The following is an 18,936-nucleotide window of genomic DNA, read 5'->3' as shown; positions in this document are numbered from 1 at the left end:
AGCCCGCCTTTCATTCAACTACCTACCGCTCAATCCTCGCGATAGCGACGCAGCTTGAGCTGCTTGCCGCCGACGCGGGTGTCCTTGAGCTTGCCGAGCAGGCGGTCGAGTCCGTCTTCCGGCAGCTCGACCAGGCTGAAGCTGTCGCGCACCTGGATGCGGCCGATGGCTTCGCGGGCAAGACCGCCTTCGTTGAGGATCGCACCGAGCAGGTTGCGAGCCGCGATGCCGTCACGCGCACCCAGCGGGGTACGGCAGCGGGCGCGGCCTTCGGCCAGCGGAATCGGAGCGCGACGCTCACGATCACCACTACGCTCTGGACGATCCGAACGCTCGCTGCGCTCACGCGGGCTGCTGGTCGGAACCAGCGGCTGCTCTTTTTCGACTTCGGCCAGGGTCAGAGCCTGACCATTGGTGGCCTTGCGCAACAGCGCAGCGGCCAGAGCACGCGGGCTGCAACCGATGTCGGCGACCAGCTTGTCGAGCAACTCGCCATGGGTGGCTTCTGCATCGGCAACCAGCGGCGCGAGGCTGTTGGTGAGTTTCTTGATGCGCGCGTCCAGCACCTGCTGCGCATTCGGCAGACGGGCTTCAGCGACCTTCTGGTTGGTCACGCGCTCGATAACCTGCAGCATGCGACGCTCACGCGGGGTGACCAGCAGCAGCGCGCGGCCTTCACGACCGGCGCGACCGGTACGGCCGATGCGGTGCACGTAGGATTCTGGATCGTAGGGCATGTCCACGTTGAATACGTGGGTGATGCGCGCCACGTCGAGACCGCGGGCGGCCACGTCGGTAGCGACGACGATGTCCAGGCGGCCATCCTTGAGCGATTCGATAACGCGCTCACGCTGGTTTTGGGCGATGTCGCCGTTCAGCGCGGCAGCCTTGTAGCCCTTGGCTTCCAGCGCGGCAGCCAGATCCAGGGTGGCCTGCTTGGTCCGCACGAAGGCGATCAGGGCGTCGAAATCCTCGACTTCCAGCAGACGCAGTACGGCCTGGATCTTCTGGTCGGCATGGACCATCAGGTGCGCCTGCTCGATGCGGGCGACAGTCTGGGTCTTGGCAGCGATCTTGATGTGCTGCGGCTCGCGCAGGTGCTTCTCGGCAATCGCACGGATGGAGTGCGGCAGCGTGGCGGAGAACAGCACGCTCTGGCGGCTTTCCGGCATGGCTTCGAAGATCACTTCCAGATCGTCCATGAAGCCCAGCTTGAGCATTTCATCGGCTTCGTCGAGTACCAGGAAGCGAATGGTCGACAGCAGGCCGCTGTTGCGGCTCAGGTGATCGACCAGGCGACCCGGGGTCGCGACGATGACCTGCGCACCCTGGCGGATGGCCTTGAGCTGCGGGCCCATCGGCGCGCCACCGTAGACCGCGACAACGGTCAGGCCGGGCATCTGCTTGGAGTAGGTTTCGAATGCCGTGGCGACCTGCAGGGCCAGCTCACGGGTCGGCGCAAGAATCAGTGCCTGGACTTCCTTGCGAGCCGGATCGATCTTGGACAGGATCGGCAGCGCGAAGGCTGCGGTCTTGCCGGTACCGGTCTGGGCCTGGCCGATCATGTCGTGGCCGCCAAGGATCACCGGGATCGCCTGGGACTGAATGGGGGATGGTTCTTCGTAGCCGACTGCGCTGATGGCAGCCAGAACAGCGGAGTGAATACCGAGTGCGGCAAAGCCGCCGATTTCCTGGGTCATGGGTCTTGTCTCTGATGCTCCGCAAGACCCATTGTTCCGAAGCTGCGCATGCCGTGCAAAACCCGAAGGTCACCCTGGCAGCCTGGTCGGCGGGGTTGCGAAAACGTATGAATGATGAATCGTCAAGGATAGCCCGCTCGAAGCGGACAGCAGCCGAAGCAGCGCTTCGTGTGTTGCAGTACCTGAACGCAGGCTGGGTTTCAGCCGGCGCGTACTATACCGGATTAACGTGACGCTGTGCGGGTATTTTGCGCGGCAGGCGGAGATCCCATCATGCTTTTTGTGGCGAGCCGCGAGCCATAGGCACCGCAAAGGCGCCTCCCCAACCCGCTACGCAAGGATGCATGGCCTTGCGCGGACGCGCGGCTATCGCGGCAAGATCGCTTCAAGCTGCGTCGCTGTTAACGGCACTGACGCGAAAGCGACCAACCAATTGATGTAGCTTGCCGGCCGTATGGCGCACACGTTCGGCACTTCCCTGCAGCACGCCCAAGGTCTGCCCCATTTCGCTGGAGGCCTGCTCGACACCGCGGATGGTCTGACCGTAATGCAGGCTGCGCTCGTTCAAGCCCTTGATGATCTCGAACATGCGCTCGACTGTCTGGTGCAGATGCACGTTTTCCGACGACGCCTCCTCGGTCAGGCGTAGGCTGCGGTCGACGTTCTGCACGCCACCTTCCATGAACGACACCGCCTGGCGCGTCTCGCCCTGCAGACTCTCGACCTTGGTACGGATGTCCTCCGCGGCCTTGGCCGTGCGCTGCGCCAGCGAGCGCACCTCGCCCGCCACCACCGCGAAACCGCGGCCATGATCCCCCGCACGAGCAGCTTCGATTGCCGCATTCAGCGCCAGCAGATTGGTCTGAGTAGTGATGTCGCTGATCAGCCCGACGATCTCATCGATCTCGCCCATGCGGCTGTCGAGCAGCTGCACGCTCTGCGCAGAGCGCTGCACCACATCACGGATCGATTCAGTACCGTTGCGCACGGTGTCGAAACGCTCGCGGGCGCGCTGCATCACCTCGTCCATCGCCGCCTTCATTTCTTCGGCGGTCATCGAGGCCTGCTGGATTTCTCCCAGCTGCTCCTCTACCAGCAACAGCAGTTGATGGATGGACTCGGCGACTTCACCGGTGGTCTGCCCTGCCTCGCTGCTGCGGACGAGCATCAGCTCGTTATCATGCCGCACATGCCTGGAGACCTGGATCACCTGCCCCACTACACCATCCAGGCTGTCGATAAAGCTGTTGATCCAGCGCCCCATGTCGCCACTCTCGTCGCGTCGCATGGTACTGCTGTCGACTCGCTGACGCAGGTTGCCCTCGCCTTCGGCAAGCGTGCGGATCACTTCGGTCATTTCCTGCATACGCGCCGCCAGGCGTTTGGGCCCGAAAGACGCGAAGGACCAGGCGCCCAGTATGAGTAGCAGGCCGTTGAGCAGATTAAGCGCTGTATGCGACAGCCCACTGTACTCCTGCAACAGACCACCGATGATGAACAGCGTGGTCACGGTGCACAGGTACGTTTTCATCAACCCGGCGCTCAATGAGCGGCGTCGATAGACCTCCTCCAGGTCGGCCTCGCACATCATGCCCCAGCGATCCGGCGAACCCGGCAACTGAAAGGTCACGCCCTTGCCGATCACCGGAATATGGCGGTAATCCGAGTAGCCGGGGTAGGTGACGAACAGATTCGAGCCGTTGGCGATGGTTTCCCGTACTCCCGGATGCAGTTGCCCGGTGGCGGGATCGGTGAAACGCAGTTCAAGTTCGGTGTGCTGCTGCACACGCACTGTGCCCCAACGGGTGTGCACGCCGCTCTTGAGGTTCTCGCCATGACTGAAAGTGGCATCTTCGAAACGCGAGCGCGACAGCGCCGTGCCGGCCTGAACGGTGCGGTCGAAACGGGAATCGACCATGAACAGATAGTTGTCGCCGGACTCCGGATAAACATGACCGGCTTCGCGTTGGATCATGTCGCCGATGACATCGTTGGGAACTCGCGCGCAGATGCAGCCCAAACGCTTTCCGCCGACCTGCACCGGCTGATAGAACATCAGGGTCACTGCATCATGAAAGCGCGATGTGCTGGCACCCAGGCGCAGGGTCAGCGGGTCGCGATAGGGACCATGCAGGAATGGCTCACTCAGACCACGGGCCACCGCCCTGCCATCGAGATCTTGCTGCCCGACGTGAGCCGCACAGGTGGAGGCCAGCACGCGGCCTTGCAGATCGATAACGAACAGCTCGGACAGATCGGGCAACTGGGCGTGCTTCTTTTCCAGCAGGTCGGCATCCGCATGGGCCAGCCCTTCGCCCAGGTTCGAGGCGAGGTCCGCCAGATGCTCCCAGTGTGCACTAACCCAGCTCTGCAGGATGCGCACACGGGACTGCGCGACGCCCTCGAAAACCTGCTCCACAGCGGAATAGACACCGCGGTTGAGCCAACAGGACCAGCGCATTCGTAGCTTGCCGGTAGCCCCCAGCCAAGGCAGCCAATGACGTTCGCTTACGGAAAGATGCATCTGATGGTTTTGGAGTTTCAGCACTGAGCGTTCCTTACTGCGGTGAGAGCATGCTGGCCAATAGCAATTAGCAGACCAGCCTGCAGCTCTACGCACCAGAAAGACTCACGAGCCGACCAGAGTCAGCGTTATCGCTGATCACCAGCGCCAACGCCGGAACGCTCTGGCGTGCCGCTTCAACCAAGACCTGGCGGCTGCGGTTGCAGCAGACGCACCGATAGAGCTCATCCGGAATACCGCAGGCGCACCCGCGCACCGCAACGGGGCACCGCTTAGCTGGCCGGGCGCAACGCCCCGATCAGCGAGTCCAAGGTGTACCCGAGACGCGGCGCCAGGGCTTCGGCTCGCAGACGCAATCCATTCACGTCCAGCTGCTGGTCGAGGTCGGCCGGCACCAGCAGGACCACGTTGCCCTCCTTCACCGGGCATTCCCAGTAGTGCCGGTGATACAGGCCACGCAGCAGCGCAGCCCCCAGCGGGCGGTCGTCGTCGGTGCCCCACTGATTGATGATCAGCCAGCCACCTGGATTGAGTTTTTCCTGGCAGCGCTTGAGGAACGACCAGGCCAGATGCGCGGCATCCGGTCCGGCATCGTTGTACAGATCGACGAAGATCAGATCGGAGCTCTCGGCACTATCCAGCAGTTCGGTGGCGTCACCGATGCGTATATACAGGCGCGAGTCGTTCTGCAGGCCCAGGTACTGCATTGCGAGCTCCGGCACTGCCGGGCGCAGCTCGATGACCTCGACATCCTCCAGCGGCAGGAACTGCATGCAAGCCTGGGTCAGGTTGCCGGCACCCAGCCCGAGAAACAGTGCCGTTTCTGGCTCAGGATGACAAAGCCCACCCAGCAGCATGGCGCGGGTGTAGTCGTACTCCAGCCAGGCCGGATCAGCAGTGAAGACGCAGCTCTGCTCGACGGCCGCGCCGAACTCCAGAAAGCGGTACTCGCCCACCTCCAGCACGCGAATCAACCCGAACGCGTCATGCACTTCGGCGAGCAAGCGCTCCTCTTTGTCCATCGATATGCTCCGCAGCTATCCGATCGCCATCATGTCGGCGAAGCGCATCTTACGCAGCCCGATAGGCCATCGCTATCTCCGGGGCCTCGGCCGATCAGGTAAAATCGCACCACTTTTACCAATTGGAACGACCATGACCGACGCCTGGAGCCCCGAAAGCTGGAGAAGCAAGCCAATCCAGCAGCAGCCCGAATACCCGGATGCCGATCACCTCAAGCGCGTAGAGCAGACCCTGGCTGGCTTGCCACCCCTGGTGTTCGCCGGCGAAGCCCGCGAACTCAAGCGGCAATTCGCAGAAGTGACCCAGGGCCGCGCGTTCCTCCTCCAGGGTGGTGATTGCGCCGAGAGCTTCGCTGAATTCTCCGCCACCAAGATTCGCGACACCTTCAAGGTGCTGCTGCAGATGGCCATCGTCATGACCTTCGCGGCCGGCTGCCCGGTGGTCAAGGTCGGGCGCATGGCCGGCCAGTTCGCCAAGCCGCGTTCGGCCGGTGACGAAACCATCGATGGCGTCACCCTGCCTGCATACCGTGGCGATATCGTCAACGGCATCGATTTCAGTGAGAAAAGCCGCGTGCCGGACCCGGAGCGCCTGCTGCAGGCCTACCATCAGTCCACCTCCAGCCTGAACCTGCTGCGTGCGTTCGCCCAAGGCGGGTTCGCCGACCTGCACCAGGTGCATCAATGGAACCTGGACTTCATCGCCAACTCGCTGCTGGCCGAGAAGTACCACCAGCTCGGCGCACGTATCGACGAAACGCTGAAATTCATGCGCGCCTGCGGCCTGGATGGCGCACCCCAGCTGCGCGAGACCAGCTTCTTCACCGCTCACGAGGCGCTGCTGCTCAACTACGAGCAGGCCTTCGTCCGCCAGGACAGCCTCAGCGGCGGTTGGTACGACTGCTCTGCGCACATGCTGTGGATCGGTGACCGCACCCGCCAGCTCGATGGCGCGCATGTCGAGTTCCTGCGCGGCGTCGGCAACCCTATCGGCGTGAAAGTCGGCCCGAGCATGGACAGCGAAGAGCTGATCCGCCTCATCGACATCCTCAACCCGCAGAACGATCCGGGCCGCCTGAATCTGATCGTACGCATGGGTGCCGACAAGGTCGAAGCTGGCCTGCCGCGACTGGTACGTGCAGTGCAGAACGAAGGTCGCCATGTGCTGTGGAGTTCCGACCCGATGCACGGCAACACGATGAAAGCCTCCAGCGGCTACAAGACTCGGGACTTCGAGAAGGTGCTTGCAGAAGTCCGCCAGTTCTTCGATGTGCACCGCGCCGAGGGCAGCTATCCCGGCGGCATACATATCGAAATGACTGGGCAGAACGTCACTGAGTGCATCGGCGGCTCCCGACCGATCACCGAAGCCAGCCTCTGCGACCGCTATCACACTCATTGCGATCCGCGCCTCAACGCCGACCAGTCGCTGGAAATGGCCTTCATGATTGCCGAGACGCTGAAGCAATTGCGGCCAAACTGATCCGCCCATCTACAGCGCACAGCTCCGCCACATCGGGCATGGCGATGCCTGCCCGATGTGGCGGAGCTGCATAGCTGACTAATAGTCTGAAAAACGATTAATTCGCGAGCTAACTAATCGCTGTTAGAATCTGCGACGTTTTGACTCGGGTTCCCTACGCCCTCTCGCAGCCGAGTCGCTTACTTAGAGGAAACGCTGCATGTCCGATTCGCCCCAGAACAAGGGGGCCGCCATCGCCGCCTCCATCGGCCTGTTTCTCGGCCCACTGCTTCTGCTGCTGTGCATTCTCACCGAGCCACCGGCAGACCTTTCGCGCACTGCCTGGCTGACCGTTGGCATGGCCGCACTGATGGCGGTCTGGTGGTCGACCGAGGCGATACCGATCCCGGCCACGTCGCTGCTGCCGATCCTCCTCATCCCCGTACTCGGCATCGACACACTGGCCAAAGCCACCGCGCCCTACGCCAACCCGACCATCTTTCTGTTTCTCGGGGGCTTCTTGCTCGGGCTGGCGATGCAGCGCTGGAATCTGCACAAGCGCATCGCCCTGGCGACGCTGCTGGCGGTGGGCAGTGCGCCCAGCCGGCAGATCGCGGGCTTCATGATCGCCACCGCGTTCATCAGCATGTGGGTCAGTAATACGGCGACCAGCATCATGATGCTGCCGATCGGCTTATCGGTGATCAGCCTGCTAGTGGCCGGTAGCGACAAGCGCGACGGCGAGCGCTTCGCTATCGCGCTATTGCTCGGCATCGCCTATGCCGCAAGCGTCGGCGGCATCGCCACACTGATCGGCACCCCACCGAACGCACTGCTGGCGGCTTTCCTGCGCGAGAACTACGACGTGCACATCGGCTTCGGCCAGTGGATGCTGCTGGGCCTGCCGGTAAGCCTCGGCATGTTGTTGTTCATCTGGTGGTGGCTGACCCGCGGCGGTTTCACGCTATCGGGCGGCGACAGCCGTGCCATGCTGGAAAAGGAAATGGCTGCGCTTGGCCCGATGAGTAAGGCCGAGAAGATGGTTGCGGTGGTGTTCAGCCTGGCCGCCCTGGCGTGGATTTTTCAACCGCTGCTGGCCGAGCACGTCAATGGCGTGAACGACACCAGCATTGCCATGGCCGCCGCCCTGTCGCTGTTCCTCATTCCGGTAGATCTGCGCCAACGCGTATTCCTGATGGACTGGGAGCAGGCCAACAAGGCACCCTGGGGTGTGTTGCTGCTGTTCGGCGGCGGCCTGTCGCTGGCCGGCGTGATCGGCGCATCCGGCCTGGCGCAGTGGATCGCGCAGAGCCTCGGCGGTTTTGGCGCGCTGCCGCTGATTCTGATGATCGGCCTGGTGGCGCTGGTAATCACCTTCCTCACCGAGATCACCTCCAATACCGCTACGGCCGCCGCCTTCCTGCCGCTGCTGGGCGCGCTGGCCGTGGCCCAGGGCCTGTCGCCGGAGATGCTCGCGATCCCCGCCGCCATCGCCGCCAGCTGCGCCTTCATGATGCCGGTGGCAACACCGCCCAACGCCATTGTCTTCGGCACCGGCCAGATGCACATCCAATCGATGATCAAGGCAGGCTTTGCGATCAACCTGTTCGGTGTCGCACTGGTGACCCTGCTTTGCTATGGCCTGGTCGGACTGATCTGGGCGAGTTGACTGATACCGCGAGGAATCGGAGGCCCGGCGCCAGCGGCGCGGGGCCAGAACGCAAAAAGCCCGGCACTAGGCCGGGCTTTTCTACGAGAAGTCTGCGAGACCTATCAGGCCTTGACGCGGGACTTGTACTCGCCGGTACGGGTGTCGATTTCGATCGAGTCGCCGATTTCGCAGAAGGCGGAAACCTGCAGCTCGGCACCGTTCTTCAGACGGGCAGTCTTCATCACCTTGCCCGAAGTATCGCCACGTACGGACGGCTCGGTGTAGACGATCTCACGAACGATGGTTGTCGGCAGTTCAACCGAGATCACCTTGTCGTTGTAGAAAACGGCTTCGCAGACATCGGTCATGCCGTCTTCGATGAAGGTCATCACGCCTTCGAGGTCTTCCTTCTCGATTTCGTACTGGTTGAACTCGTCGTCCATGAACACGTACAGCGGGTCGGCGAAGTAGGAATAGGTCACTTCCTTACGCTCGAGGATGACCGGCTCCAGCTTGTCGTCGGCCTTGTAGACGGTCTCGGTAGCCGAACCGTTGAGCAGGTTCTTCAGCTTCATCTTGACCACGGCACTGTTACGGCCGGACTTGTTGAACTCGGCTTTCTGGATGACCCAGGGTGCGCCGTTGATGATGGCCACCTGGCCGGCACGGAACTCTTGTGCGGTTTTCATACGAAATATCCGAAGGGAATTAGAGACAAAAAACAGGCCGCGTATCATAGGGGCTGTTCCCGTTTTGTCGCAAGCCGCGTTGCTGCGCGAGGTGACGCAGGGTCAGCGGCGTTTCGCAAAGGCGGCGCGATGATCGCCCGAGCGACGAACTAACCGTGAACGGAGCCGAACCAATCCGCGTAGAAGAACACCAGCTTGCCCGCCAGATCACCATTGGCCACCTGCTCATGGGTCCAGCCTTCGGCGCGCTCGAGCAACGCGGGGTACTGGCGTAGCAGTGCAGTCCAGGCTTCGCCGGCGCCCTCTCCAGCGTTCCAGGCACGCCAGAAGCCACGCAGCGCTTCCTCAACCGCAGGCGGCGAACCATGGGCGTACAGGTCGAGGAACGCATTGAGCTTGTCCCAGTGCGCATCGTCTTCCTGCGGATAGATGTGCCACACCAAAGGACGTCCGGCCCATTGGGCGCGAATGAAGGACTCTTCGCCACGCACTGCGTTGAAATCGCAGCTCCAGAGCAACAGGTCGTATTCATCCTGGGTCATGAACGGCACGATGGATATCTGCAGACTGCCACGCTGATGATGGTCCCCCGCCTGTACGTTCGGCACGCCGAGCCAGGCCGCGACATCGCCCAGCACACGCCCTTCCGGCACCAGCAATTGGTTCAGGCGCGTATCGCCGGCAAGCGCATCCAGCCAGCCCGCTACGGCAGGATTTTCATAGGCGAACAAGGACAGCAGCCGCGCTTCCGGCTGTCTCTCGACACCAAGGCTGGCGAGAAACTCGGCCTGCTGCAGGGGATCAGCCTGGAATCTGGCGCGGCGCTGCATGAGATCGGATTCGCGGATAAGGCCACCGGTATCGGCCTCGAAACCGGGAAAGAAGAAATACTTCTGCAGCCCGTTGGCCTGCAGCGACGGTAACGCGTGGCAGCCGATGATCCAGTCCTCTGCACTCAGGTACTCGAGGTTCAACCAGAGCACGCGCCGGCTACTGGCTGCCATCGCATTGATATAGGCCTGTGGCAGGTTGCAGGCGAACGCCTCGATCACTACGTCGGCGGGCTCCGCGCCTGGCCACTTACTCGGCCAATACCTGACCTCTACCCCATCAAGAGTCTGCTGCTCATCATGGGCACTGGCAGCCGGGCAGAGTCGCGCAAAGGTCTCCAGGTCATCCACCCATAACCGCACCGGCTGACCATGCTCGGCGACCAGCTGACGAGCCAGCCGCCAGGTAACGCCGATGTCTCCGAAGTTATCCACGACGGCGCAGAAGATGTCCCACTTCGCTTTGACAGACAAACCAATGTTCCTCGAAAAAATACCGGCACTTGACGCAATGGATAGGCCGCGCAGGATACAAGGTTGCGGCAGATGACGGGCTTGCCCACTGCACAGCAAGGCTTAAGGAGCACTGCGGCCTGCTCGCCATAAGCCAGACGCGCGAATACGCCCGAGCCTGCGAAGGTCAGCGAAGTCAGACAAACAGAGAAAGAGGAAAACAAGACTGTCGTTATGGAGGTGAACCCTACCAGCCACACCCCGGCACACAATGTCACCGCTGCGGCTGCTCCCTTCCGGGCCTGACCGGGTTCACGGCTGATCGTTGCGAGGGGACCGGCAGGGCCCACCATAACAAAACCCGCCTGGCGGCGAGCGGCGCCATTGTACCGGCTTATCAGCAACTTACAACCACCGACTACAAGCTGCGCGTTGCAGCGGCCAATTGCTGCATGGCTGGCCAATCCCTACCGCCGGTCAGCAACTGGCAAAACCGTCAAATGACGTGGCGCATTGCGTCGAAAGCCTCTAGCCAAAGGCTGGCGTCTGTTCGAGGATGAGCAGGCTCAAGCGCTATCGAACGCTTGTCATGAAACCATGCTGCACGACAATCGCTTTGCAGCCGATGGCAACAGCACACGAGGTAAACATGAGCAAGGCTCCAATCGCCATCATCGGGACCGGCATCGCGGGGCTCTCCGCCGCGCGTACGCTTCACGATGCCGGGCAGGCAGTACATTTGTTCGACAAGAGCCGGGGCAGCGGCGGTCGCATGGCGAGCAAGCGCAGCGACGCGGGCTCGCTCGACCTGGGCGCCCAGTATTTCACCGCCAGGGATCGCCGCTTCGGCGAAGCCGTGCGCCAGTGGCAGACCGAAGGCTGGGTCGACCAGTGGTCGCCAGGCATGTACCAGTTTCGCAATGGACAACTGACACCATCCGCCGACGAGCAGCTGCGCTGGGTCGGCACCCCGACCATGAGCTCGATCACCCGCGGCCTGCTTGGCGCATTACCGGTGACGTTCAGTTGCCGTATCACCGAGGTGTTTCGTGGCGAACGGTTCTGGACGCTGGTGGATGCCACCGGTGCCAGCCATGGTCCGTTCAGCCAGGTCATCATCGCCACCCCGGCGCCGCAGGCAGCCGCGCTGCTGGCAACTGCGCCAAAGCTGGCAGCAGTGGCGGCGAGCGTTGCCATGGAGCCAACCTGGGCCGTCGCGCTCGGCTTTGCGACGCCCCTGAATACCACCCTGGAAGGATGCTTCGTCCAGGACGATGCGCTGGACTGGATCGCCCGCAACCGTAGCAAACCAGGCCGCAATGGCGAGTTTGATACCTGGGTGCTGCACGGCACCAGCAGCTGGAGCCGCCAGCACCTGGACCTGTCCAAGGAGGCGGTCATCGAGCGGCTGCACGGAGCGTTCGCCGAACTGATCGATTGCGTGGTACCCGCTCCGGAATTCACCTTGGCACATCGCTGGCTGTATGCCAGACCAGCGCAGTCCCATGAATGGAACGCTTTGGCCGATGCCACGCTGGGCATTTATGCCTGCGGCGACTGGTGTTTGTCTGGCCGCGTCGAAGGCGCCTGGCTAAGCGGGCAGGAAGCGGCGCGCCGACTGCTGGAGAATCTCTAACCGACACACGCTTAAGCGGCTGGCCCTGCCCTGACCCAGGTCAGCCGCGCGCTTCCGGTCAGCTGTTATCATCGCGCGCTTTCCGTACGACCCTCCTTGCAGCGGAGCCTCGATGAATCCCTCGACCCTGATTGGCATCCTTGCGAGCATCGGCCTGCTGGCAGTCGTCATGCTTTTCGCAGCCAAGGAGCCAGCGCTGTTCATCGACCTGCCGAGCCTCGGCATCGTGCTGGTCGGCACCCTGGCGGCGACCTTCATCAGCTATCCGCTGCGTGAAGTCACGCGGGTATTCGGCCTGCTCTGGACCGTGCTGCGTAACGAACGCCTGTATACCCGCCAGGATCTCGACGAACTGGTGCATATCTCACGACTGTGGATCAGCGGCGATCTGGTGGCAGTCGAGAAGGCCGTGGAAAAAGTCAGCAACCCGTTTCTGCGCACCGGCGTGCAGCTGGTAATCGACAACACGCCGGAAGAGGACATTCTGGAGGTCCTGCAATGGCGCATCGCGCGTCTGCGCGCCAGGGAAAATGCCGAAGCACAGCTGTTCCGCGCCATGGCCAGCTATGCCCCGGCCTTCGGCATGATCGGCACGCTGGTTGGGCTGATCAACCTGATGTTCATGCTTGGCAGCGGCGACATGGACCTGATCGGTCGCAGCCTGGCCATCGCGCTGATGACGACCTTCTACGGCGTGCTGCTGGCCAACCTGATCCTCAAGCCGGTCGCCGTGAAGCTCGAGCGGCGCACCGAACAGCGCGTGGCATTGATGAACCTGGTAATGCAGGGCATCTCGATGATGTGTAACCGCCGCAGCCCGGCCTACATGCGCGAAACGCTCAAATCCTTTATTGCCCATCACGACGACGAGATTCGCGATGGCATCCCCGCCGCGCCGCCTGGCAAGCCGCAGGAGGAATGACCGTGAATGGCCAGACGTCCCAGGGCAGCCGCTTCTCCAAATGGCATATCGAACCGCAGCGCGAAGAGGAGCAGGAAGCCTGGCTGATCACCTACCTCGACATGCTCACGCTGTTGCTGGTGATGCTGGTCATCATGCTGACGATGGCCGGCAAAGGCGATGGCAGGCAGAGCGAACAGGCGATCCTTGATTCGACAGCGCTGCAGGCGGCAAGCGGACCGAACCTCGCGCTGGATATGTCGGCGTCACCGATTCCCTCGATCGCACCGGTGCCGGCGCCACCAGTCGAGACGGCGCCAGACGAGACTGACGACAGCGATGTCGTGTCGGACATGGCGCTGGGCGACGATATCGAGGTCATCGTCAACGAAGGCAGTATCAGTTTTCGGATCAGCAGCGAACTCCTGTTCGGCTCCGGTCGCGCAGAGCTGGAGGATGCAGGGCTGGACGTGATCGACCAGCTGGTCCCGACGCTCGCCGCCAATCGTTATCGCATCGTCGTCGAAGGCCACACCGACAACTTGCCGATCCAGACCGAACGCTTTCCGTCCAACTGGGAGCTTTCGGCCAGCCGCGCCAGCAGCGTGGTGCGCTATCTGCAGCTGGCCGGTATCGAGGCGACGCGCTTGAGTGCAACCGGCTACGCCGATACACGTCCTATCGCTGATAACGGCGACGATCGCGGGCGCGCCAGCAACCGGCGCGTCGAATTGATCATGCAGACCGCGCCGGACCAACCCTGACTGCAGCCATCCGATCAGCCCAGCGCCGTATCGAGGAACATCATCACGGCAAAACCCACCATCAGGCCCAACGTGGCTGGCGTCTGGTGACCGTTGCGATGCGTTTCCGGGATAACCTCGTGGGAGACAACGAAGATCATGGCACCAGCCGCCAGGCCGAGGCTGATCGGATAGGCAATCGCGAAGCCGCTGGACATACCGATACCCACCAGCGCGCCAATCGGCTCCATCAGCCCGGACGCCGCGGCGACCAGCACCGAGCCGAGCGCCGACAGGCCGGTGGTGCGCAAGGCCAGCGCCACGGCCAAGCCCTCCGGAATGTCCTGAATCGAGATTGCAGTGGTCAATGGCAGACCGACGCTCAGATCACCATTGGCGAAGCTCACGCCGATGGCCATGCCTTCGGGAATGTTGTGCAGAGCAATGGCGAGCACGAACAGCCACACGCGGTTGAGCCGCTCGCACTCGGGCCCGCACGGCCCGGTGCTTTCATGCTCGTGCGGAGTGAAGTAATCCAGACCGAGCATCAACAACACGCCCAGGCCAAGCCCTACCACTACCGTAAGCGCCGCGGCCGGACCGCTGCCGAACAGCTCACGCCCCGCCTCCAGCCCCGGCAAAATCAGCGAGAACGCGCTGGCCGCAAGCATCATTCCTGCCGCGAAACCGAGCATGCTGTCCTGGGTACGCGTGGAGATATCCCGCAGGCCGATAGCCAGAAAAGCGCCGACGGCGGTCGCCGCGAACCCTGCCGTACCACCCAGCAGTGCATAGCGAACATTGGCCGATTCGCTGCTCTGCAACGCGTTAGCGGTACCCGCCACTAGCAGTAACAGCACCGCTACTGCCGTAGCAGCAAGACCGAAGGTGATCCAAGGGTTGGCTTGCGCCTGCGCGATCCAGGCAGCACGCAGAGTGGCCGCCGGGCTTTGGACGGTGGTCGCCATGATTTCAGAATCCTTGATGCGGGAGCCCAGTGTACTCCGCAGAGCCGCCTCCCAGAGCCTATGGTCGTGATAGGCCCAGGCCATCATGGCGGGCGTTGTACCCCCGCGGGTATGACCGTAAGCTTGACGCGTTCGATGGCCCTCAAGGGCCGCATCCAGGAGTGGTCCGTCGTGCCCGCCGCAAAATCCATCCGCCGCACACTTCCGCTGCTTCTCGCGCTTGTTCTTCTTGCTGCCTGGTTCATCTGGCGTCAATTGCAAGGGCCGGAACTGCCCGGTTACCGCCTGGAGACACGCCCGCTGGTACAGCGCGTAGTCGCCAGCGGCGAGGTGGACAGCCAGTCGCTGGCCCAGGTCGGCAGCGAGATCACCGGCGTCATCTCGGCGCGCCACGTGCGTGAGGGCGACGCAGTAGCGGCTGGCGACCTGCTGCTCGAGCTGCGCGACGATGAGCAGCGCGCCCGTTTGCGCGAGGCCGAAGCGGCCCTGCAGCAGCTGATCGACTCCACCCGGCCACAGGCGCAGGCGACCCTGCGCGAAGCACAGCACAACCTCGAACAGGCAAGCCGCGAACTGAAGCGTCGCGAGACGCTTTTCGAACGCAAACTGCTGGCGTCCGAGCCACTGGAGCAGGCGCGCCGAGCGGAGCTCACCGCCCGCGCGATCCGTGACCGCGCACGCTTTGCCGCCGCAGCCCTGGCCGAGGGCGGCAGCGAGGAGCAGGTATTGCGGCAGCGACTGGAAGCCGCTCGCGCCACGCTGGCGAAAACCCGTATCCATGCGCAGGTAGACGGCATCGTGCAGACGCGCGATGTCGAGCCCGGCGACCTGGTACAACCGGGCCGAACCCTGCTGGCAATCGCCCGCACGGGTAGCAACGAAGTCCTCTTGCCCCTGGACGAGAAGAACCTGGCGCCGATCGCGCTGGGACAGGCTGCGAAGATCATTGCCGATGCCTACCCGGAGCGCGTGATGCCGGCACGGGTCAGCTTCATCGCGCCAAGCGTCGATACCTCCCGCGGCACCATCGATGTTCATCTTGACCTTGAGCAGCCCGCCGACTTCCTGCGTCAGGGCATGACCGTGTCGGTGAACATCGAGACCGGCCGCCGCGAGCAAGCCCTGGTGCTGCCCAACGATGCGCTGCGGGCGCGCGACGGTATGCGCGCGCAGGTATTACGGGTCCGCGCGGGAGTCGTCGAACGGGTAAACGTGCGCCTGGGCTTGCTCGGCACGGCGCTGAGCGAAGTTGTCGAGGGGCTGGCTACGGGCGATCTGGTGTTGATCGGCGATGCCGAGGAAGGTCAGCGCGTGCGCGTGCAGGAACAACCGATTCCTCACGGCATTCAGGACTGACGGAATGCGCCTGGCCAACTCGCTGTGGACCGAATGGAAGATTGCCCTGCGCTTTCTGCTGGACAATCGCATGCAGACGCTGCTGATCACCTTCGGCATCGCAGTTGGCTCAGCCGTGATCGTGTTCATTACCGCCCTGATCACCGGGCTGCAGGCCAACGTGGTCGAGCGTACCCTCGGTACCCAGGCGCATATCCGCATCCTGCCGCCGGAGGAAGTCAACCGCATTCTGCCGAGCGATGACGACAGCTGGTCGCTCGTGCTGGAGAGCCCGCGGGCACAGCGCCTGCGCTCGATCATCAACTGGCAGGACATTCGCGACGTGCTCGATCAGGACGCACAGATCCTGGCCGTTTCGCCAGTGATCAGCGGCCCGGCAATCGCCCGTCGCGGCGTGGCGCGGGCGTCGGTTGCGCTGCTCGGCATCGATCCGCCGCGCTACCAGCGCATCATCCCGCTGGCCAATGATCTGATTGCCGGACGCTTCGTGGTCGGTGCCGGCAACGCGGTTATCGGCAAGGAGCTGGCACGCGATCTCGGCCTGGGCATCGGCGACAAGCTGCGACTGGACGCTGGAGAAGGCCGGGAAGCGGTGGTGGACATCGCCGGCATCTTCGAGCTGGGCGTGCGTGAGCTGGATGCGCGCTATGTCTATCTGGATCTGAAGCAGGCGCAAACGTTGCTCGACCTGCCGGGCGGCATCACGGTGATCGATACCACGGTCGCCGAGATTTTCGAAGCAGACCGCATTGCCCGGCGCCTGGCTCGGCTCAGCGGGTTACGCGCGGAAAGCTGGATGGAAACCAATGGCCAGCTACTCAACGCGCTCAGCTCGCAAAGCATGACCACCGAGATGATTCGCGTGTTCGTCGGCATCTCGGTCGCCTTCGGCATCGCCAGCGTGCTCGCCGTAAGCGTCGTCCAGCGCACCCGCGAAATCGGCATTCTGCGGGCGATGGGCAGTCCGCGCGGGCAGATCCTGCGCGTCTTCCTGCTGCAAGGCGGGCTGCTCGGCCTGCTCGGCTCGGCCTGCGGTGGTGGGGTCGGCTGGGGCCTGGTGCAGGTATTCAATCTGTTCGGGCCGCGCCTGTTCGAAATCCCCGTCGATCCGACGCTGGTACCGCTGGCGATGCTGGTCGCGACAATCACCGGCGTACTCGCCGCGGCGATGCCGGCGCGGCGCGCGGCGCGTTACGATCCGGCGGTGGCGATCCGCTATGTCTGAACCCATGATCAAGCACAACTCGGCCGAAGTCCTGCGCCTGGACCAGGTACGCAAAGCATTCAACGTCGGCACACCGTTGGAAACCGAGGTGTTGCATGGTGTCGACCTGTCGCTGTATCGCGGCGAACTGGCCGCACTGATCGGCCCATCCGGTTCCGGCAAAAGTACGCTACTTAATCTGATCGGCCTGCTCGATGCACCCAGCTCGGGCGAGTTGTATCTGCTCGGCCAGGCCACTCGCGACAGTGATGATGAAACCCGCACCCACCTGCGCAATCAGGCGATCGGCTTCGTGTTCCAGTTTCACCACCTGATTTCGGCCTTCAGCGTCCTGGAAAACGTCCTGATGCCGCTGATGATCCGCCACGGCAAGCCTTCGCCTGCCGATATCGAACTGGCGCGAGGCCTGCTTGACGAGGTCGGCCTTGGCGCCTTCGCCGACAAGAAACCCACGCAGATCTCCGGCGGCCAGCAACAGCGGGTCGCCATCGCCCGGGCACTGGTGACTCGCCCTCCGCTGCTCTTGGCCGACGAGCCGACCGGCAACCTCGACACTCGCACTGCGCAAAGCGTGTTCGAGCTGTTCCACCGGATCAACGCGCAGTTCGGCTGTGCGGTGCTGGTGGTGACTCACGATCCGCGCCTCGCAGCGGATTGTGCCAGGACCATTCAACTGGTCGACGGCCATATCGTCAGCGACGAAGCCAACCCGTCGAGTCGCTGAAGTGCAGGCTGTGTCGGAGCCCTTCTAGCGCTGGGCAATCGGTCTCTCCAACAGACGCGCATCGCTGCCCAACGACTAATAACTATTAATTCTAAGCATATAACCTTATTCAGGACTAAGATCATCTCCACGCAGATACCCCTACCGGTATGCAGAATGGATAAGGAATACGCAATGAACGCCCATGTTGAAGCCTTTTTCGATCCGGCAACCTTCACCTACAGCTATGTAGTCAGCGACCCGGTAACCCAGCAGTGCGCAGTAATCGATTCGGTGCTGGATTACGACCCGGCCTCAGGTCGCACTTCCCACGCCACGGCCCAGCGTCTCGTTGACTATGTGCGCGCCCAGGGGCTGACGGTGCAATGGCTGCTGGAAACCCACGTGCATGCCGACCATCTGAGTGCGGCCCCTTACCTGAAGCAGCAACTAGGCGGTCGGCTGGCGATCGGCGACCGGATCACAGTGGTGCAGGACACCTTCGGCAAGCTGTTCAATGCCGGTAGCGAGTTCGCCACGGACGGTCGTCAGTTCGACCATCTGTTCCACGACGGTGACACCTTTCAGGTCGGCAACATACAGGCGCACTCCATCCATACCCCGGGGCATACTCCAGCCTGCATGACTTATGTGATCGGCGACGCCGCGTTCGTCGGCGATACGCTGTTCATGCCCGACTACGGCACCGCCCGATGCGACTTTCCCGGCGGCGACGCGCGCACGCTGTATCAGTCCATTCAGAAGCTGTTCACCCTGCCAGATTCGACGCGGGTCTTCATGTGCCATGACTACAAGGCCCCCGGCCGCGAGGAGTTTCTCTACGAAACCACCATCGCCGCCGAACGCGAGCTCAACGTCCACGTTCACGCTGGCATCACTGAAGAAGAGTTCGTCGCCATGCGCACCGCACGCGATGCCACCTTGGGCATGCCCACGCTGATTCTGCCCTCTGTGCAGATCAACATGCGCGGCGGCGAGCTGCCAGAGCCTGAGAGCAACGGCACCCGTTACCTGAAAATTCCATTGGATGTGCTGTAGCCAGGACTGGAGGA

Annotated in this window: 15 protein-coding genes and 1 other RNA gene; 9 read left to right on the top strand and 7 right to left on the bottom strand. The window is 62.9% G+C overall.

Annotated elements, in window-relative coordinates; translation table 11 throughout:
- Positions 1–29: 29 nt before the first annotated feature.
- From BHD08_RS08345 to BHD08_RS08335, 3 genes are all read right to left on the bottom strand, one after another.
- Positions 30–1,700, bottom strand: coding sequence for a DEAD/DEAH box helicase (locus BHD08_RS08345; RefSeq protein ID WP_038658840.1), 1,671 nt, complete (start codon positions 1,698–1,700; stop codon positions 30–32).
- A gap of 385 nt (positions 1,701–2,085) precedes the next feature.
- Positions 2,086–2,718 carry a methyl-accepting chemotaxis protein gene (locus BHD08_RS23465; protein ID WP_375708245.1) on the bottom strand — a complete coding sequence of 211 codons (633 nt, stop codon included), beginning with the start codon at positions 2,716–2,718 and terminating at the stop codon, positions 2,086–2,088.
- Between the two features lie 1,778 nt (positions 2,719–4,496).
- Positions 4,497–5,246 carry a spermidine synthase gene (locus BHD08_RS08335; RefSeq protein WP_125021448.1) on the bottom strand — a complete coding sequence of 250 codons (750 nt, stop codon included), beginning with the start codon at positions 5,244–5,246 and terminating at the stop codon, positions 4,497–4,499.
- 133 nt (positions 5,247–5,379) lie between these two features.
- Between BHD08_RS08335 and BHD08_RS08330 the strand changes: the two genes are divergently transcribed.
- A complete protein-coding gene (locus tag BHD08_RS08330) occupies positions 5,380–6,729 on the top strand; it encodes a class II 3-deoxy-7-phosphoheptulonate synthase (protein WP_125021446.1) in 1,350 nt (449 codons plus the stop codon).
- A 199-nt stretch (positions 6,730–6,928) separates the two neighbouring features.
- On the top strand, positions 6,929–8,377 hold the full coding sequence (locus BHD08_RS08325) for a DASS family sodium-coupled anion symporter (RefSeq protein WP_125021444.1): 1,449 nt from the start codon (positions 6,929–6,931) through the stop codon (positions 8,375–8,377).
- Between the two features lie 104 nt (positions 8,378–8,481).
- Here BHD08_RS08325 and efp read toward each other — a convergent pair whose 3' ends face one another.
- From efp to ffs, 3 genes are all read right to left on the bottom strand, one after another.
- Positions 8,482–9,048 carry an elongation factor P gene (gene efp, locus BHD08_RS08320; RefSeq protein WP_015276644.1) on the bottom strand — a complete coding sequence of 189 codons (567 nt, stop codon included), beginning with the start codon at positions 9,046–9,048 and terminating at the stop codon, positions 8,482–8,484.
- A gap of 149 nt (positions 9,049–9,197) precedes the next feature.
- Complete coding sequence (earP, locus tag BHD08_RS08315) at positions 9,198–10,352, bottom strand: elongation factor P maturation arginine rhamnosyltransferase EarP (RefSeq protein WP_125021442.1); 1,155 nt, start codon at positions 10,350–10,352, stop codon at positions 9,198–9,200.
- A gap of 224 nt (positions 10,353–10,576) precedes the next feature.
- An RNA gene (gene ffs / locus BHD08_RS08310) (signal recognition particle sRNA small type) lies at positions 10,577–10,673 on the bottom strand.
- Positions 10,674–10,980: 307 nt separating this feature from the next.
- Between ffs and BHD08_RS08305 the strand changes: the two genes are divergently transcribed.
- The 3 genes from BHD08_RS08305 to BHD08_RS08295 all read left to right on the top strand — a co-directional run bounded on the left by BHD08_RS08305 (position 10,981) and on the right by BHD08_RS08295 (position 13,632).
- Complete coding sequence (locus BHD08_RS08305; protein WP_125021440.1) at positions 10,981–11,967, top strand: NAD(P)/FAD-dependent oxidoreductase; 987 nt, start codon at positions 10,981–10,983, stop codon at positions 11,965–11,967.
- 112 nt (positions 11,968–12,079) lie between these two features.
- Positions 12,080–12,889 carry a motility protein A gene (locus BHD08_RS08300; protein WP_125021438.1) on the top strand — a complete coding sequence of 270 codons (810 nt, stop codon included), beginning with the start codon at positions 12,080–12,082 and terminating at the stop codon, positions 12,887–12,889.
- 2 nt (positions 12,890–12,891) lie between these two features.
- A complete protein-coding gene (locus BHD08_RS08295; RefSeq protein ID WP_125021436.1) occupies positions 12,892–13,632 on the top strand; it encodes an OmpA family protein in 741 nt (246 codons plus the stop codon).
- Between the two features lie 14 nt (positions 13,633–13,646).
- Here the strand turns inward: BHD08_RS08295 and BHD08_RS08290 are convergent, their stop codons facing one another.
- Positions 13,647–14,579 carry a ZIP family metal transporter gene (locus BHD08_RS08290; RefSeq protein WP_015276639.1) on the bottom strand — a complete coding sequence of 311 codons (933 nt, stop codon included), beginning with the start codon at positions 14,577–14,579 and terminating at the stop codon, positions 13,647–13,649.
- Between the two features lie 171 nt (positions 14,580–14,750).
- On the opposite strand from BHD08_RS08290, the gene BHD08_RS08285 reads away from it, so the two are divergent.
- The 4 genes from BHD08_RS08285 to BHD08_RS08270 all read left to right on the top strand — a co-directional run bounded on the left by BHD08_RS08285 (position 14,751) and on the right by BHD08_RS08270 (position 18,922).
- Positions 14,751–15,935, top strand: coding sequence for an efflux RND transporter periplasmic adaptor subunit (locus BHD08_RS08285; RefSeq protein ID WP_125021434.1), 1,185 nt, complete (start codon positions 14,751–14,753; stop codon positions 15,933–15,935).
- 4 nt (positions 15,936–15,939) lie between these two features.
- On the top strand, positions 15,940–17,160 hold the full coding sequence (locus tag BHD08_RS08280) for an FtsX-like permease family protein (RefSeq protein WP_125021432.1): 1,221 nt from the start codon (positions 15,940–15,942) through the stop codon (positions 17,158–17,160).
- On the top strand, positions 17,153–17,884 hold the full coding sequence (locus BHD08_RS08275) for an ABC transporter ATP-binding protein (protein WP_125021430.1): 732 nt from the start codon (positions 17,153–17,155) through the stop codon (positions 17,882–17,884). Before BHD08_RS08280 ends, BHD08_RS08275 begins: the two co-directional genes overlap by 8 nt.
- Positions 17,885–18,058: 174 nt before the next feature.
- Positions 18,059–18,922, top strand: coding sequence for an MBL fold metallo-hydrolase (locus BHD08_RS08270; protein WP_125021428.1), 864 nt, complete (start codon positions 18,059–18,061; stop codon positions 18,920–18,922).
- The last annotated feature ends 14 nt before the right edge of the window (positions 18,923–18,936 follow it).

Source organism: Pseudomonas sp. SCT (assembly GCF_003864275.1).
Lineage (GTDB): Bacteria > Pseudomonadota > Gammaproteobacteria > Pseudomonadales > Pseudomonadaceae > Stutzerimonas > Stutzerimonas stutzeri_AE.
This window is presented reverse-complemented; position numbering and strand designations above follow the sequence as displayed.

Bases quoted from the DNA above. Each gene is read 5' to 3' on its own strand.
- BHD08_RS08345 (WP_038658840.1), bottom strand. From the start codon at position 1,700: ATGACCCAGGAAATCGGCGGCTTTGCCGCACTCGGTATTCACTCCGCT.
- BHD08_RS23465 (WP_375708245.1), bottom strand. From the start codon at position 2,718: ATGCAGCGCGCCCGCGAGCGTTTCGACACCGTGCGCAACGGTACTGAA.
- BHD08_RS08335 (WP_125021448.1), bottom strand. From the start codon at position 5,246: ATGGACAAAGAGGAGCGCTTGCTCGCCGAAGTGCATGACGCGTTCGGG.
- BHD08_RS08330 (WP_125021446.1), top strand. From the start codon at position 5,380: ATGACCGACGCCTGGAGCCCCGAAAGCTGGAGAAGCAAGCCAATCCAG.
- BHD08_RS08325 (WP_125021444.1), top strand. From the start codon at position 6,929: ATGTCCGATTCGCCCCAGAACAAGGGGGCCGCCATCGCCGCCTCCATC.
- efp (WP_015276644.1), bottom strand. From the start codon at position 9,048: ATGAAAACCGCACAAGAGTTCCGTGCCGGCCAGGTGGCCATCATCAAC.
- BHD08_RS08305 (WP_125021440.1), top strand. From the start codon at position 10,981: ATGAGCAAGGCTCCAATCGCCATCATCGGGACCGGCATCGCGGGGCTC.
- BHD08_RS08300 (WP_125021438.1), top strand. From the start codon at position 12,080: ATGAATCCCTCGACCCTGATTGGCATCCTTGCGAGCATCGGCCTGCTG.
- BHD08_RS08290 (WP_015276639.1), bottom strand. From the start codon at position 14,579: ATGGCGACCACCGTCCAAAGCCCGGCGGCCACTCTGCGTGCTGCCTGG.
- BHD08_RS08280 (WP_125021432.1), top strand. From the start codon at position 15,940: ATGCGCCTGGCCAACTCGCTGTGGACCGAATGGAAGATTGCCCTGCGC.
- BHD08_RS08275 (WP_125021430.1), top strand. From the start codon at position 17,153: ATGTCTGAACCCATGATCAAGCACAACTCGGCCGAAGTCCTGCGCCTG.
- BHD08_RS08270 (WP_125021428.1), top strand. From the start codon at position 18,059: ATGAACGCCCATGTTGAAGCCTTTTTCGATCCGGCAACCTTCACCTAC.